This window comes from Novipirellula aureliae (genome assembly GCF_007860185.1).
In the GTDB taxonomy this organism is placed as follows: domain Bacteria; phylum Planctomycetota; class Planctomycetia; order Pirellulales; family Pirellulaceae; genus Novipirellula_A; species Novipirellula_A aureliae.
Genome location: NZ_SJPY01000003.1, coordinates 147,910 through 165,143, shown reverse-complemented (window position 1 = coordinate 165,143; position 17,234 = coordinate 147,910). Strand labels below are relative to the sequence as shown.

Sequence of the window (17,234 nt, the reverse complement as noted above, 5' to 3'; positions counted from 1 at the left end):
GATTTTCCTTGTTAGGTGCGAGTATTTGTCTGTCTTTGACGGGCTGGTCGCTCGGATACATTGAGGTCGGTTCGTTGGTGGCACAGGCTTCCAGCCTGTGTTTTTGACATCACAGGCTGGAAGCCTGTGCCACGGATTTAATTTGTCAGGTGCGAGCTTTTGTCTGTCTTTGACGGGCTGGTCGCTCGGATACATTGAGATCGGTTCGTTGGTGGCACAGGCTTCTAGCCTGTGTTTTTGACATCACAGGCTGGAAGCCTGTGCCACGGATTTAATTTGTCAGGTGCGAGCTTTTGTCTGTCTTTGACGGGCTGGTCGCTCGGATACATTGAGATCGGTTCGTTGGTGGCACAGGCTTCTAGCCTGTGTTTTTGACATCACAGGCTGGAAGCCTGTGCCACGGCGTTCGTTCCGGTGACCGTGATCACGACGTTGGCTTGGCTAGTTCCGCCGTTGCCGTCGTCCACTTCGTAGGCAAAGGTCACATCGCGTGTTTCGCCGAGTGCCAGATCCTGGAAGTCGGCTCCGGGTTCGAAGGTGTAGTCTCCGTTGGATTGAACCGTGACACTGCCTTCGGTCGTATTGGAGACCAACGAATAGGTGTGCGTGTCGTTGGCGTCGACATCCGTTTCCGAAAGTGTCCCGATGACGACTGCGCCGTCTTCGATCGCCGTGTTGGTTCCCGCTTGAGCTACAGGTCCGTCGTTCGTTCCGGTGACCGTGATCACGACGTTGGCTTGACTGGTTGCACCGTTGTTGTCTTCCACCTCGTACGTGAAGGTGACCTCGCGGGTTTCACCGAGAGAGAGATCTTGGAAGTCGGCTCCGGGTTCGAAAGTGTAGTCACCGTTCGATTGAACCGTAACGCTACCCTCGCTGGTATTCGCGACTAGCGAGTACGTATGCGTATCGCTAGTGTCTGCATCGGTTTCACTCAGCGTTCCGTTGACGACTGCGCCGTCTTCCGTTGCGGTATTCACTCCCGTTTGCGCCACAGGTCCGTCGTTCGTTCCAGTAACGGTGATCACGACGTTGGCTTGGCTAGTTCCGCCGTTGCCGTCGTCCACTTCGTAGGTAAAGGTCACATCGCGTGTTTCGCCGAGTGCCAGATCCTGGAAGTCGGCTCCGGGTTCGAAGGTGTAGTCTCCGTTGGATTGAACCGTGACACTGCCTTCGGCTGTGTTGGTGACTAACGAATAGGTGTGCGTGTCGTTGGCATCGACGTCCGTTTCCGAAAGCGTTCCGTTGACGACTGCGCCGTCTTCGATCGCCGTATTCGTTCCCGCTTGAGCAACCGGCCCATCGTTCGTTCCGGTGACCGTGATCACGACGTTGGCCTGACTGGTTGCTCCGTTGTTGTCTTCCACCTCGTAAGTGAAGGTGACCTCGCGGCTTTCACCGAGAGAGAGATCTTGGAAGTCCGCGCCCGGATCGAAAGTGTAGTCTCCGTTGGATTGAACCGTAACGCTACCCTCGCTGGTATTCGCGACTAGCGAGTACGTGTGCGTGTCGCTGGTGTCTGCATCGGTTTCACTCAGCGTTCCGTTGACGACTGCGCCGTCTTCCGTTGCGGTATTCACTCCCGTTTGCGCCACGGGTCCGTCGTTCGTTCCAGTAACGGTGATCACGACGTTGGCTTGGCTAGTTCCGCCGTTGCCGTCGTCCACTTCGTAGGTAAAGGTCACATCGCGTGTTTCGCCGAGTGCCAGATCCTGGAAGTCGGCTCCGGGATCAAATGCATAGTCTCCGTTGGATTGAACCGTGACGTTTCCTTCGCTGGTGTTGGAGACCAACGAATAGGTGTGTGCGTCGTTAGCGTCGGCGTCCGTTTCCGAAAGCGTTCCGTTGACGACCGCGCCGTCTTCGATCGCCGTGTTCGTTCCCGCTTGAGCCACAGGTCCGTCGTTCGTTCCGGTGACCGTGATCACGACGTTGGCTTGACTGGTTGCACCGTTGTTGTCTTCCACCTCGTAAGTGAAGGTGACCTCGCGGGTTTCACCGAGAGAGAGATCTTGGAAGTCCGCGCCCGGATCGAAGGTGTAGTCACCGTTCGATTGAACCGTGACACTGCCTTCGGCTGTGTTGGTGACTAACGAATAGGTGTGCGTGTCGTTGGCGTCGACGTCCGTTTCCGAAAGTGTCCCGTTGACGACTGCGCCGTCTTCGATCGCCGTGTTGGTTCCCGCTTGAGCAACCGGCCCATCGTTCGTTCCGGTAACCGTGATCACGACGTTGGCTTGACTGGTTGCTCCGTTGTTGTCTTCCACCTCGTAAGTGAAGGTCACATCGCGGGTTTCACCGAGAGAGAGATCTTGGAAGTCCGCGCCCGGATCGAAAGTGTAGTCTCCGTTGGATTGAACCGTAACGCTACCCTCGCTGGTATTTGTGACTAGCGAGTACGTGTGCGTGTCGCTGGTGTCTGCATCGGTTTCACTCAGCGTTCCGTTGACAACTGCGCCGTCTTCCGTTGCGGTATTCACTCCCGTTTGCGCCACGGGTCCGTCGTTCGTTCCAGTAACGGTGATCACGACGTTGGCTTGACTGGTTGCGCCGTTGTTGTCTTCCACCTCGTAGGTGAAGGTAACCTCGCGGGTTTCACCGAGAGAGAGATCTTGGAAGTCCGCGCCCGGATCGAAGGTGTAGTCACCGTTCGATTGAACCGTGGCACTGCCTTCGGCTGTGTTGGTGACTAACGAATAGGTGTGCGTGTCGTTGGCGTCGACATCCGTTTCCGAAAGCGTTCCGTTGATGACCGCGCCGTCTTCGATCGCCGTATTCGTTCCCGCTTGAGCAACCGGCCCATCGTTCGTTCCGGTAACCGTGATCACGACGTTGGCTTGACTGGTTGCTCCGTTGTTGTCTTCCACCTCGTAGGTGAAGGTCACCTCGCGGGTTTCACCGAGAGAGAGATCTTGGAAGTCCGCGCCCGGATCGAAGGTGTAGTCACCGTTCGATTGTACCGTAACGCTACCCTCGCTGGAATTTGTGACTAGCGAGTACGTATGCGTATCGCTGGTGTCTACATCGTTTTCACTCAGCGTTCCGTTGACAACTGCGCCATCTTCCGTTGCGGTATTCACTCCCGTTTGCGCCACAGGTCCGTCGTTCGTTCCGGTGACCGTGATCACGACGTTGGCTTGGCTAGTTCCGCCGTTGCCGTCGTCAACTTCGTAGGCAAAGGTCACATCGCGTGTTTCGCCGAGTGCCAGATCCTGGAAGTCGGCTCCGGGTTCGAAGGTGTAGTCTCCGTTGGATTGAACCGTGACACTGCCTTCGGCTGTGTTGGTGATTAACGAATAGGTGTGCGTGTCGTTAGCGTCGACGTCCGTTTCCGAAAGTGTTCCGTTGACGACTGCGCCATCTTCGGTCGCGGTATTCACTCCCGACTGTGCCACGGGTCCGTCGTTCGTTCCAGTAACGGTGATCACGACGTTGGCTTGGCTAGTTCCGCCGTTGCCGTCGTCAACTTCGTAGGCAAAGGTCACATCGCGTGTTTCGCCGAGTGCCAGATCCTGGAAGTCGGCTCCGGGATCAAATGCATAGTCTCCGTTGGATTGAACCGTGACGTTTCCTTCGCTGGTGTTGGAGACCAACGAATAGGTGTGCGTGTCGTTGGCGTCGACATCCGTTTCCGAAAGCGTTCCGTTGACGACTGCGCCGTCTTCGATCGCCGTATTCGTTCCCGCTTGAGCAACCGGCCCATCGTTCGTCCCAGTAACGGTGATCATGACGTTGGCTTGACTGGTTGCGCCGTTGTTGTCCTCCACCTCATAGGTAAAGGTCACATCGCGTGTTTCGCCGAGTGCCAGATCCTGGAAGTCGGCTCCGGGTTCGAAGGTGTAGTCTCCGTTCGATTGAACCGTAACGCTACCCTCGCTGGTATTTGTGACTAGCGAGTACGTATGCGTATCGCTGGTGTCTACATCGTTTTCACTCAGCGTTCCGTTGACGACTGCACCGTCTTCCGTCGCCGTGTTCGTTCCCGCTTGAGCCACAGGTCCGTCGTTCGTTCCGGTGACCGTGATCACGACGTTGGCTTGGCTGGTTGCTCCGTTGTTGTCTTCCACCTCGTAAGTGAAGGTGACCTCGCGGGTTTCACCGAGAGAGAGATCTTGGAAGTCCGCGCCCGGATCGAAGGTGTAGTCACCGTTCGATTGAACCGTGACACTGCCTTCGGCTGTGTTGGTGACTAACGAATAGGTGTGCGTGTCGTTGGCGTCGACGTCCGTTTCCGAAAGTGTCCCGTTGACGACCGCGCCGTCTTCCGTCGCCGTGTTGGTTCCCGCTTGAGCAACAGGTCCGTCGTTAGATCCAGTAACGGTGATCACGACGTTGGCTTGACTGGTTGCGCCGTTGTTGTCCTCCACCTCGTAGGTAAAGGTGACCTCGCGGGTTTCACCGAGCGACAAGTCTTGGAAGTCGGCACCAGGATCGAACGTATACGACCCGTCCGAATTGACTGCCGCTGATCCTTCGCTGGTGTTCGCGATCAACGCGAACGTGTGTGTGTCGGATTCATTTGCATCGGCGACGATCAATTGGCCGCTGACGCTCGTGCCATCTTCCACCGCGGTGTTGACGCCCGCTTGGGCGACCGGCGCCGAATTGGCTCCGCTGACTGTAATCGTTACCGTTGCTTGACTACTGGCACCGACATTGTCTTCGACTTCATAGACGAACGTGACATCGCGGCTTTCACCGTCAGCCAGATCATCGAAGTCGCTTCCTGCTGAAAAACTATAGGTACCGTCGGTGTTGACTGCAACCGATCCTTCACTGGTCGGCGTGACCAACGTGTAAGTGTGCGTATCGGATGTATCGAAATCGGTTTCCGTCAACTGGCCGTTGATCGTCGTGCCATCCGCCGATGCGTCGACCGTTGCAGCCTGAGCTACGGGTCCGTCGTTGGTTCCTGTAATCGTGACGATGACGTCTTGTGTTACCGTGTCGTTGCCGGAGCCACTATCATCGCTGGCGCTGACCGTGTAGGTCAGGACCAATGTTTCGCTACTGGCCAGGAAGTCGAATGCTTCACTGCCGCTGTTGAAGTCCCAGTTCAACGTATTGGTGGATTCAGTATCATCGAGGATCGCAGTCGGGCTGACCGACAAGAAACCCTTCAATATCGTATTGGTCAAACTTACCGGAACGCTGCCACTTCCCGTCCCGCTGATCCCAACGGAGTCCACGGTGGCAGTCACCCAGTCGGAAGGATCCGGATCCGTCACAGTGAACGTACTGCTACCCGTCAAGCCGGCATCGGTTTCGATCCGATCAAGCGTATCCGGTCCACCGGTAATCACAGGAGCGTCATTGACGTTCGTGATATCGACGTTGACGGTGCCCAGGTTGATGTCGCTGCCACCGCCCGACCCGGTATTGCCGTTGTCGTTGACCTTGACGGTGATCGTATCCGCGTTGTCGCCGCTAAGGTTCGCGGTCGCGTGCAGGTATTGAATGTTGTTGGTGGTGTCGAGGTAGGTGTTCAGGTTTGCGAGCGTCCCGGTCAGCGTCATGTTGGCTGATTGGTTGCCCGTCACCGTGACACCGCCGCCGTCGGATGCGAAGAGCAGTCCGCCGGTTGCCGTTGACAATTTGATGGTCAGGGTATGACCATCACTTCCATCGACATCACGCAAATCAATACCAGTGAACACGATATCCGATTCGGTGTCTTCGAAAGTGGTGACGTTGGCTGGCAATGTGCCGTTATTGTAGGGATCATCGTTGATCGATTCGATCGTGACGTCCCGGGATCCAATGTTTGAATCTGCGTTGCCGTCGTTGATGGTGAATTCGACCGTACGTGTCGTCGTGTCGGGGTTCGGATCCTCATTGCGGTATTGAACGGATCGTAGCGCGGTTTGGTAATCCGTGACCGAAGCAGTGCCCGTCAATGTCAGGACTCCGGTCCCCGAGTCATAGGATCCGGTGATTCCATTTTGATTGACGAAAAGCAGCTCGTCTTGACCTGTGTTCCATCCCGCTGTCATGGCAACGTAGGCTGATTGCAGTGTCGTATTGTCGACATCGCTCAACGTCAGTCCGCTGGTAATGTCTAGGTAACCATCGCCCTCGGAGTAATCGAGCGGCGTGTCTTCGATCGATGAAACAACCGGAGTATCATTCCCTCCGATGATAGTGATGGAAACCGTTGCGGTGTCGGTATTGCCGTTTCCATCGCTGACGGTGTAGGTGAACGTTTCCGTGGCTGTTTCGCCGTCGTTCAAGTATTGATAGGTCGATCCTGGGTCGTAGCTAAAGCTGCCGTCCGCTTCCAATTGGATCTTCGCGCCCGATGGCAGCGTGATGTTGCTACCAACGTCGCCGCTGCTACCGTTGATTTCGGTGATTGTCAAAGCATCACCATCCAAATCGACATCGTTGTCCAGCAGCCCGGTGGCTGCGGCAACCGTGTAGGTCGCGTCTTCGGTCAGTGAGATGCCGTTCCAGGTCGGCTTCTGCCCATCAACACCGATGACGCTGTTGTTTCCGGCGGATGAATAGTCCACCACCACTTCATCTGGACTGTCGAACTTGTAGTATCCAACCAGCCCGGCTTCGGTACCGGCCAAGTCGGCCGCTAAATTGGATTGGATCTCCGCCTGAGTTCGAGCAACGTTCCAAACTCTTACGTCGTCGATTCCGCCCAGGAAATACTGGCCATCCGGGTTGTTCAAACGCCCGCCGATTAGTAAATCGTTCTTCGTCGGGTGTGCATCCCCGATCGAACCGCTGCCGGCATAGCTTTCGACCAGCTCACCATTGATGTAGCTGTTGACGGTGCCGTTGTCGTAGGAAACGGCGACGTGAGACCACTCGGTCGTCGATACGGCGACGCCGGTGTCGTGCCACGCCCATCCCGGATCGGTGTTGGTGAAGGCCCACCACAGATTCCCGTTGTCACCAATGCCGATTTCGTACTCGCCCTCTTTGTTCAGAATCACCCGAGAAAGAAGAGAATCGTTTGGTTTGACCCAGGCTTCCATGGTCAGCGTCGTGGACATGGTCAAGCTGCCCGTGTTTTCGATGGTGATCATATCATCGCCGTCGAACACGAAGTGTCCGTTATTGTCGGCAGCGTATACTGGACCGTCGATCGCAAATTGAGCCGAGAACTCAGACGTCTCGTCGTTGTTTTGGTTGGTCGCTGTTGCTGTGACGAAGTCGCCTGCTGAAACAAATGCCGTTTGGGTTGTGCTAAAGGATGCGTTTCCTGAACCATCGGTGGTGACTTCGATGGAACCTAGGAACGTGCGTCCTTGGCCGTAGCCATTGGCGTATTCCGCCGAATCAAAGAATTCTAACGTAAACGTCGTATTGGCTGTGCTGTTGAAGGTTCCCTCGATCGTGATTTGCGAACCGTCGCTGACCGCTGACGAAATGACCGGGAAGTTTTGCAGCGAGTTTCCTCCGGTGTCGGCGTCGCCAGCATCATTGACGGTGTAATAAGGAGCTGTGCCAACGCTGACGTCATCGCCAGAGTCCTGCAAATCGATGCCAACCATTCCACTGGCAGCGTCACCTTGCCGAGACAGGATGGTGCCGTTTCCGTAGATTGAGTTTTCGCTGATCTCAATGCCAAAGGCACCATCGTTGATCAAAACCCCAGCGCCGTAATTGTCAGCGATGATGTTGTGAATCAGTGAAATGTTGTTCGTGCCGCTTCGCAGTGCGATGGCATCGTACTGCACGTGCGATCCGCTGACAGGGCCGACGGCGTTGCCGACGATCGTGTTGTCACGAATGGTGATTCCGCTGGTGGATCCCGACAGGATGATTGCTTGCGTGGAGCTGCCGGTGAAGTAGTTCCCATCGATGATGCCGCCGGTCGAGCCGGTCATTGCGATCGCGTCACCGTTGCTGTAGTTGTACCCGCTGTTGAGGAACTGGTTGCTAGAGACAGTCCAATTGTCGGACCCATTGCTGGCGTGAAATCCCGTTGCTTTGGAATACGCAAAGATATTGTTGGACAGCGTACCGTTGTCCGCGCCCACCGATTCCACATGGTTGAAGCTGTTGATTGCGGCACCGGGATCGTCGATTCCGGTGGGAGCCACCCCAAAGACGTTCGAGTTGATCACTGTGTTTTGGACAGCATCTTGGATGTGGATGGCGGCATCGGAGGAAAAACCGTACATCGAGAATCCTTGCACCGTCACAGCATCGGCACCCACGACCAGCCCACTGAAACCGACTGCGCCCACGATCACGATCTCAGGGCGCTCGACGTCGCTGATCGCTTGCCCGTTCGTGCCTGCCTCGGTCACCTCACCCAGCGTGCCTGGGCTGACGTTACCCCCGAAAACGGTTTGAGAGGTTCCATCGAGGATGACGGACTCGGTGATCGTGGGCAGAGCGGCGGTGAGCGAGATTTGCCAATAGGCATCGGTTCCCGCCGTTCCGCTATACCCAGAATCGGTGTCGAGAATCGCAAAGTTAATCGTGTCTTGGCCGAGCGTGTTGTTGGCGGCTGTGATTGCTTCTCGTAGTGATACTTCTCCGTCGGTTCCGCCGCCGGCTAGGTACAGCTCCTCGATCGTGTAGCTTGTACCCAACCCGGTATCGTCGACATCGGATGTGGTGGTGACGTTGAGCGAGGTACTTTGCACGTCCAACACGGTGACCGTGATTGTCTGGTCGTCGGTGTAGACTCCGTCGCTGACCCGGACCGTGACTTCGTACACGTTATCCAGATCGCTGTCGTCCGCATTTTCGTAGTCAGGTGGGCTGACAAACGTCAAATTGCCTGAGGCATCGATCGCGAAATCATTTTGGTCCGTTCCGCCGATGATTGAATACGTCATCGTGTCGCCGGGTAAGTCGGCGTCGCTGACGGTGACCTGGGTCACGAAGGACACCGTTTCGTTCACGTTGATGCTGGCGGTTGCTCCACCACCATCGCTGGTGATCACGACAACGTTGTCGTTGATCGGGGTCAGCGTGATGTTGAACGTTCCTGTCGATGCCGTGCCGACGCCATCGTCCACGCTGAACGAAAAACTGTCCGAAAAGTCTTCGCTGCCGTAATGGTCGTAGGTGACCCGGCCCGCGTTGATGTCGGCTTGTGTGAACGAGGTGGCAACCATGCCGTCCATGGACAGCTGGCCATGATTGGGTGATCCCGTCACCGAGTAGGTGAGTTCGCCGATCGTGTTGTCGACATCCGTGGTTTCCAACATCGCGGATGTGATAATATTGAAAGATGATCCTTCAAAGAACGTAGCGCCGTCGTTGGTCGAAACGACCTGTTCGTCATTGACATCTGACACGTTGATTGTGACGGTATCCGCCGCCGTGCTGAATGCTGTCGTCCCGCCGCGTGACGAGACATCTGCCGTGGCCCCTGCCGTACCGCTGGTTTGGTCCCAAGCGTAGTAGCTCAGTGACATCGAGCCGCCATTTTCGGTGTCGGGCGTGAATCGAATTCGGTCGCTCGCTTTTAGAAGGAGGGCGTTGTTCATGTCCACGGACGGGATCGCCGTCCAGCTTCCGCTGTCGATGCTATACTCCAGCACTCCACCGCTGCCGGCGTCCGCATAGATCGCCAAACCTTCCACCGCGCCTGTGTCAACGTCCGAGACGCTGGATTGCAAGACCGCTGAGACCATTGCGGTAAAGGAGCCATTGCCTTCGGCCGTGTTGTAGACTGGTGCCCAGGGTGCCATCACCGGCGCATCATTGATCTGGGTCGGTTGGATGCCGCCGGAAATGGTGTTGCTCGTTCCGCCATCGCCATCGGTGATGTATTCCTCGATCGTTCGTACCGACGTCGACGGGTTTTCGGACGTATTTTCGTACGTCAGGTTGTCTTGGACCGCGTTGACGATCGTTTGCGTAGCGTTGCTATTGAACGTCACAACCAACGCGGTGCTGCCGGTGACGGGACCCGTGTAAGTTCCCACAACGACTCCGCCATAAGTCACATCGGTGCCACTGATTCCGACTTGGCCCGCACCGGTTCCCTGGTTGCGAATGTCAAGCACATCCTCGGCCAACGCATTGGACGTCAGTTGCAGGTGAAGTTGCCCACCGTCAAAGTCCGTGTTGTCGGCGTCGGTGATCGAGCTCGCGGCGCCGATCAGGTAGGGTCCGCTGTTTTCGTTGTACGGTAGTGTCCCGCTGGGTGAGCTGATCACGGGAGCCACATTGTCATCGACATCATCGACGGCGATAGCCATCACTTCGCTATACGAATTGCCGGCTGAATCAGTGACGCTAACGGTGACACTGTGCGACGTATTCGCTTCGTAGTCAATCAACGCCCCATCCGCGACCGTGATCTCGCCGGTGCTGCGATTGATCGCAAAACGTCCGCCTGCGTCATCGGTCAGGCTGAAAGTGAAACTGCTGAGAACTTCCGAAGCGTCCCACTCTATCACCACATCAGGAGAACCCGGCTTTGAATTGGTATCCCACCAGGTTCCATCGGTATTCGACAAAAACGCGTGGTCGTGTATGAAAACGTTATTGGGCTCGTCGACATTCCAGTTGTTGTAGAGACCGTTGACCGAAGAGCCGGTGGCGTCGCCTTGCCAGAACAGATCGCCGGGCTGAGTGCCTTCGTACCACCGATAATCGCCCTCGACAACGGTATCCGAAGCACCGAGCCAGATGTGGTCATTCACATCGGTAGCAAACTGATACACGAGCTGTTGTTCGTAGTCGGATCGGATCGTCACCAATTGGCCACTCACTCCATTGAGCAAGGAACCCGTGGCAATCGAGAGTGCGGAATTCCAGTCGGTATCCGCATCGACATAGCGATAAAACTTGCCCGTCGCGGCATCGTAAGACAGCGTCGGATCGTCGTTCAGGATCGCCGAGACCGCGGCGGGAATTTCGATCACTTGGACATCGGCGATGGCCGCAGCGTTTTGGCCCGTTTCGGTCGAAGCAAATCGCAGATCGGCGGTCGGACCGTCCGCGGTGAATGTGAATGACTGGTTTTGCCAGAGCATATTGCTATTGGACCAGCCCGCCGTCTTCGTGATCGTAAAATCAACGCTTTCACCTGCTGCCGAAACCCGGTAATCCTTGGTCTCATTGCCTCCGGCAAAGTTACCCGAAACCGCGAAAACGACTTGATATTGTCGCCCGGCTTCTACGTCCAGTGTTTGGACGATTGAGCCTTGCGAACCGCCGCCATTCAAGTGGACGCTTCGTCCCCCAAGCGGTGAAGCTTCCCAAGTGGTTCCAATCAGCGTGGCATTGCCTGAATCCACTGTCCAGTTTCCGAAGGATTGGCCAGCGTCGTAGCCAGTAAAACTGCCCGGATCAGGGGCTTCGAGGAACAAACCATCGGCCGCCACATCGTTGCTAACGTCTGGATCGCTCGGTACGACGAAGCCGACGGTGGTTCCGTTGCTCTCGTTCTCAACGACATGCAAATCTTCGACAGGTGTGCTCGCGACAAAACCAGCTCCAATGGCATGACCAACAATCAGGTTATTTCCGTTGACGACATCGACAACTTCACTGGATCCGTTAAACCCATCCATCTGCCAATTGGCGACGAGACCGCTTGGCAGACTACCGCTGTCAAACTTGTTTTGATAGTTCAGCGAAATTTCTGCCTCGCTGCGAACTTCGTCCCAAATGCGAACGTCGTACAACGTGCCCTGAAATGCATTGGCGGAGTACAAGTCACCCGCATCGTCGGAGTCTTGCCCGATAACCAAACCAACCGTTGGGCTGTCGTAGAGGGTATGGCCAGTCCCCTGGTCTGTCATTGCTTCGACAAACTGTCCATCGACATAGAACCTCACGTCACCATTGGTTTGATCCCACGTAACGGCAAAATGGTGCTGGTCACCATCAAGAAGTTCCGCGAACGACAGCGTGGTCGATTCAGGGTTGGAATCAGCGATGGAGAAAAATAGCGTCCCGTCTGCATTGATCCCCGCAGTGAACTCGTTGGCAATCCCGCCCTCCCAATAGTCGATCAAGGCAATGTACCCGCTGGGTACGGTATCGAGCTGGAAGGTTGCTTCAAAAGTCACTTCCCCCAATCCACCTAAGATCGGACTTCCATCAGCGAGTTGCAAATACGCGTCGTTCCCGCCATCGGTATTGAGCTCGATGCCGCTTGACAGATCGTTCGGTGCGTTATTCGATTCGGCAATGTCGCCAAGCGAAACCGTAAAGACTTCGTCATAGGTGTTCGAGTCACCATCGGTAACGCGGACGGTCATGGAGTGTGTCGGATTGGTTTCATAATTCAACAGCGTCCCATCGGCAACTGTGATCGCGCCGGTGCTGGCATCGATCGCAAAGGCACCGGCGACGGTTTGTGATTGGATCGAATAGGTTAGCGCATCGGTCACGTCCAGGACGTCGTCGGCATTCCATTCGACAATGGACTGTGCCAACGCTCCACTGCCCGAGTCATCCCATAGCCCGTTCGCGTAAAGTTTCGCGAAATCTTGCCCGCCATCGTCATTTGGTTCTCCCGGTGTCCAATTGGAATAGGCGTCGTCGACACGGTAGCCAGATGCGGTCCCACGCCAGATGATTTTGCCAGCCGAATTGCCTGTGTACTCTTGGAAATCGCCTTCAACGTTTTGGTCCGAGTAACCTAACCAGACGTCTCCGCCACCTTGGATGGCAAACAACGTGGCCAGCTCATTTTCAGCCGCGGAACCGATCGTCAACAATTGTCCTGAGACGCCACCAAGCGTTGTTGCAATGGCAGAGGACTGCGCGTCGGTCCAGCTAGAGGTCGAGCGGACGATTTTGTAGAACTTGCCCGTCTCTTCGGAGTATCGCAAGTCTGATTCAGCAGCCAGTAACGATGAAATCTTTGCTGCGCGTTCCGCATCCACACCCGAAACACTGCCCACCACACTTCCGTTGAGCGTGTTTTCGTCGATCGCGAATGTGAGTGCCGCTTCGCTGTTGGTGAATCCGCTTTCGGCGGTGTGTTTTACGGTGAGGTTATTGCCGCTGACCGAATCCACTACGATGCCGTCAGAAGAAAGTTGGTCGAACTTCCAGTTCGCTATCATGTTAGCTTCGTCATACGGCAGTCCACTTCGACGGCTGGCCGCAATTTCCTGTTCGGTGCGAACATCATTGAACAGTCGAACATCGTACAGTTTGCCCTTGAAGGTCTGCTCATTGTTGAAGCCGCCTTCGACCGCATCCTGTTCCTGCCCCAATAGCAACGTTCCGCCGCTATTGATGGACGAAGTCGCATTGATCCCGGTGCCCGAGTCAACCAGAACCCCATCGGCGTAGATTTTCACCGCGCCTCCGGAACTGTCCCATGTCACCGACCATGTGTGAATTTCTCCGTCGCGGAGAGTGTTGTAGTCGATCGCGGTGGAGACGAAACTGTTGCCTCCCACCTGCACAATCGCTCGCCCCGCTCCACCGTTTGTGTTGATGTAGACCAAGAACTCATTGGTGGAGGCCCCCCCCGCGTATGAGATCAGCGTGGTGTCATCGTCGGTCGTGTTGGTGCTGAACTGGGCTTCAAAACTGATCTGAGTCAGATCAACCGAGCCGATTCCATTGTCGGCCAACAGATAGACGTCGTCACCACCATCGTCATTGATGCTCAGCCCTCCACCGTTCGTGATCGTGGCAGACAGATCGGTAGGAGTCTCGGATCGATACTCATAGAGTTCGGTCATGTCCGGGTCGTTGACCGCGTCGTTATACACTCGCACGTCATCGATCAAACCGGTGAATTCGCCGCCAACGGAACCGATATCATACGCACCAAGCTTCACTGATGTCGCGTCTTCTAAGTCGTCGAAGAACGCCGTCGTGGTTGCGTCGCCCTGCGAATAGGTCACGGCGCCGCCGGTCAGCTCGACCCCATCGATGTACAGTGTCGTACCACTACCATCGGTAGTAACCGCCACGTGATGCCAGGCGTCGTCATTGATGGTCGCGGTCGAGGTCGCACGCATAAGAGCCGAACCACTCGCGTTGACCGCCCAAATCAGATTGCCGTCTTCAATCCAAAGCGAGGCGAAGTTGCTGGTCGCACCGTCACTTAAATCGAAGATGGTTGAGAGACTTGTCGACGAAAGTTTGACCCATGCGGCGATGGTGCCCTCGGTCAATCCAGAAAAACGATCAACATTCGCCGACAGGTCCACATAGTCCCCCGTTCCGTCGAGCGTCAGTTTTCCATCGCCGACTTGATTGGTTCCATCCGTCGTGTCAATCGCCGCATCGCCAACGAGAGTGCCGTCATAACCATTCCCGCTGCTGTCCGTTGCGTCTAAACCGGAGTCGAATTGGTAGTGTGCTAACAACTCTAGGACGGATGTGTATTCGTATGCACCGATGTCGGCGTTCTCATCCCGTTGGTTTCCCAGAACATCCGTGACCGGGGCGGCCCCGCCACCTCCGTCGATTGCCACATCTCCTGCACTCAATGTGTGGTAAGCAAGCCCCGTGGTCGCGTCGATCGTGCGATCGCTGGCATCGTAGGCCCCCGTGATGTCGGTTCCATCAGCACTGAAGTATTGGTACTCCTCGATAATGTTGTATCCATTGCTGACCACGTTGTTGTAGGCATCAGCGCTGGTGCCTGTGTTGTCCGCAAGGATCGAGCTTTGGATCGTCGTGGATGCCCCAGCGTAGATGCCTCCAGCAACCGAACCGGCGCTGTTATCGACGATCGTGGAGTGCTGGATATTCGTCGTTCCCGATCCGGTGTTAATCGCACCTCCATGCGAGGAGGCTGAGTTTCCACTCATGTCCACATTGGACATGGTGAGTGACACACCACCCTGGAAGATACCACCGCCGGCGGCGGCATGATTGTCAAAGATCGAAACCTGATTCAGGAAGGCAGTCCCGGTGTTGAAAATGGCTCCACCGTATCCGCTATCGGTGGAGTTATCACGGAAAACGACGTCCGAGGCATTCAGGATTCCCGCGTTGTAGACGCCGGCACCGTTTACGCTCGTGATTGCTCCATCTGCCACGGCAAGCTGGTTCAAGGTCAGCGAACCTCCGCTCTTGATATCGAAGATACGGTCACCGAGTCCAATGCCACTAATCGTTGTTTCAGCTGCGTTGACTCCAACGATCGAGATAGCGCTGGTGATATCCAGGTCACCCGTGGCAGCGAGGTTCTCGTCAGCGCCGGATTGAATCAACGCGTAGTTGTTGTCACCCAAGAAAATGGTGTCCGCACCCGCTGTGTTGTTTGCAGCAATGATCGCTTCACGAAGCGAGATACCGTCGCCGCCGTCGTTGGCCATCAGTGTCGCGAAACTAGTCGTATTCCCGTTGAGGCTATCAAGCGTGTTATTGACCGTGATCGTGTCAACAACCTCTAGCAACTCTTGGATGTCACCGCCGCTGAGTACGCGATCGTAAACCCGTCCGTCATCAATGAAACCATCAAACTCGCCGCTAAACGTTGAACCGCTGTATTTATCGATGCCCCACGCCAAATAATCAAGTTGCGAGACGTCGTCGAAAAAACGATCGGTACTAGACGAACCTGAGGAATAGCTCACGCTCTGCTGAACACCGTTGACGTAAATTTTGTTTCCACCGGTACCCACCGTGACGGCGACGTGGTTCCATGTCCCCGTGGTCAGATTGGCGTCAGTGGTCATAAAGTCCAGATAATTGGTGTTGCCGTCTTTGACGATGAAAAAGAATTCATCTCCATCCAAACCCAGAGCAATTCGCGAATCTCCGTCACCACTGTCGGACGCCTCCAAAATCACCGTCGCCCCTGACACGGTATCCGTGTAGACCCATGCCGAAATCGTGCCTTGAGTAAGATTGTCAAAATTCGCAACGTGCGCACTCAGGTCAACGTAGTCATCCGTTCCGTCGAGGCTCAGCTTTCCATCGCCGATTAGATTCGTTTCACTAGCGGTATTGATCGATGCGCCGCTGGCCAAGGTTCCGTCATAATTGTGGCCGCTACTGTCATCCGCATTTGTATCGAAGCTGTTATGCAGAACGAGGTTGGACGCAATGTCGAGTGTCGAATGCCAAGAGGTCTGTGTCGCATCGCCGAAAGCCACATCATGATCGATATCACCGACCGCGTATTCCAAGACCCAGTCCCCCCCCAGATCGGCGTGGCCTGTTGCATCATCACTTGCGGCCACATCGGCCTGTGTGACCAACGCGATCATGTCGATCAGATCTTGGCCCGCTTCGGTCGAAGCCAGATCACAACCATAGATCAGAATATCCCCATCGGAATCGAGGGCATGTCCCCAGGAGGCAATGTCACCTGCACTGCCAAGTGCCGAATCGGTATCGAGCCGTGCATTTCCTAATTCGATCCCTTCGCCGTCACCATGGCTGACGATATGAATCGCATCGACGCCCGTGAGCGTTTCGAGCGCACGCGTGATCTGGTCTATCCCGTTCAATTCACCATCAAGATGAAACACGACCCACTGGGTGTGAACGTCCGAATCCGCCCGTAGGCCATCAAGTAGGGTGTCCGCATCATCAACATTTCCGTCGATGAAGACCACTTCGATCGGTTGTGCCGGATCGAACGCCGGGGCGTCAATCCGATCGGCCGGATCCATAAGATCGGACGAAGCGACGAGCGAATGCGCAGCATCGTCCGCAGCAGGCGGTTCAAAAACGTGCGTATCGACGACTTCGCCATCGGCATCGGCAAAATGGTTTATCAACGACCCAGCGAGGTCTGCATCCATGTCCGCGGAAACATGATCCCCGTCGATCGCATCGCCGCTAAGCAGGATTCGGTCTTCAAGCGGGTAAAAGTCAAATTCGCGACTCATGTTCTTCTTGCCAATCATTCAACAGGGCACATTCAACAGGGCACAGGGGGCCCTTAACATTGGTTCTTTCCGTTGCACGCAATGTCTGCGCAGAAAGATCCATTTATTTAATCGCCAAGATGGGCACTTGAGACAGACGATTGGTGAAAGAAGTCAGGTTACAGTGACCGTGCTGGTCACGCAGGGATTCCCGTGCCTTTCTAGCCCCCGGCATCGGCCCCCAGGGAGAGTCGTGCGCCCCCCCTTGGTCGCGAGGTGAAACGAATGATTACATCTTTAACGACAAGCGTCACTTCGTTTTTCAATTGCGATCATTTAGCCAATGCCGTTACTTGCCAAAGGGTAAGACATTGTTGACGGGATAGCAGGACCTTTCCGGTTAGGCGCTCTTTGTCAAACAAACTAGTTGTTAAGCCGTTTGTTTGAATAATGCCGGATTTTCTGCAGGACCATCATATCCATCACACCCAATCTGACCGATCA

General features: G+C 55.5%; 1 protein-coding gene. It reads right to left on the bottom strand.

What is annotated here, in order from left to right:
- Positions 1-377: 377 nt before the first annotated feature.
- On the bottom strand, positions 378-16,751 hold the full coding sequence (locus tag Q31b_RS09880; RefSeq protein ID WP_197171301.1) for a VCBS domain-containing protein: 16,374 nt from the start codon (positions 16,749-16,751) through the stop codon (positions 378-380).
- Positions 16,752-17,234 lie beyond the last annotated feature (483 nt).

Excerpts from the sequence above, each read along its gene's own strand:
- Q31b_RS09880 (WP_197171301.1), bottom strand. The coding sequence starts at position 16,751 with ATGAGTCGCGAATTTGACTTTTACCCGCTTGAAGACCGAATCCTGCTT.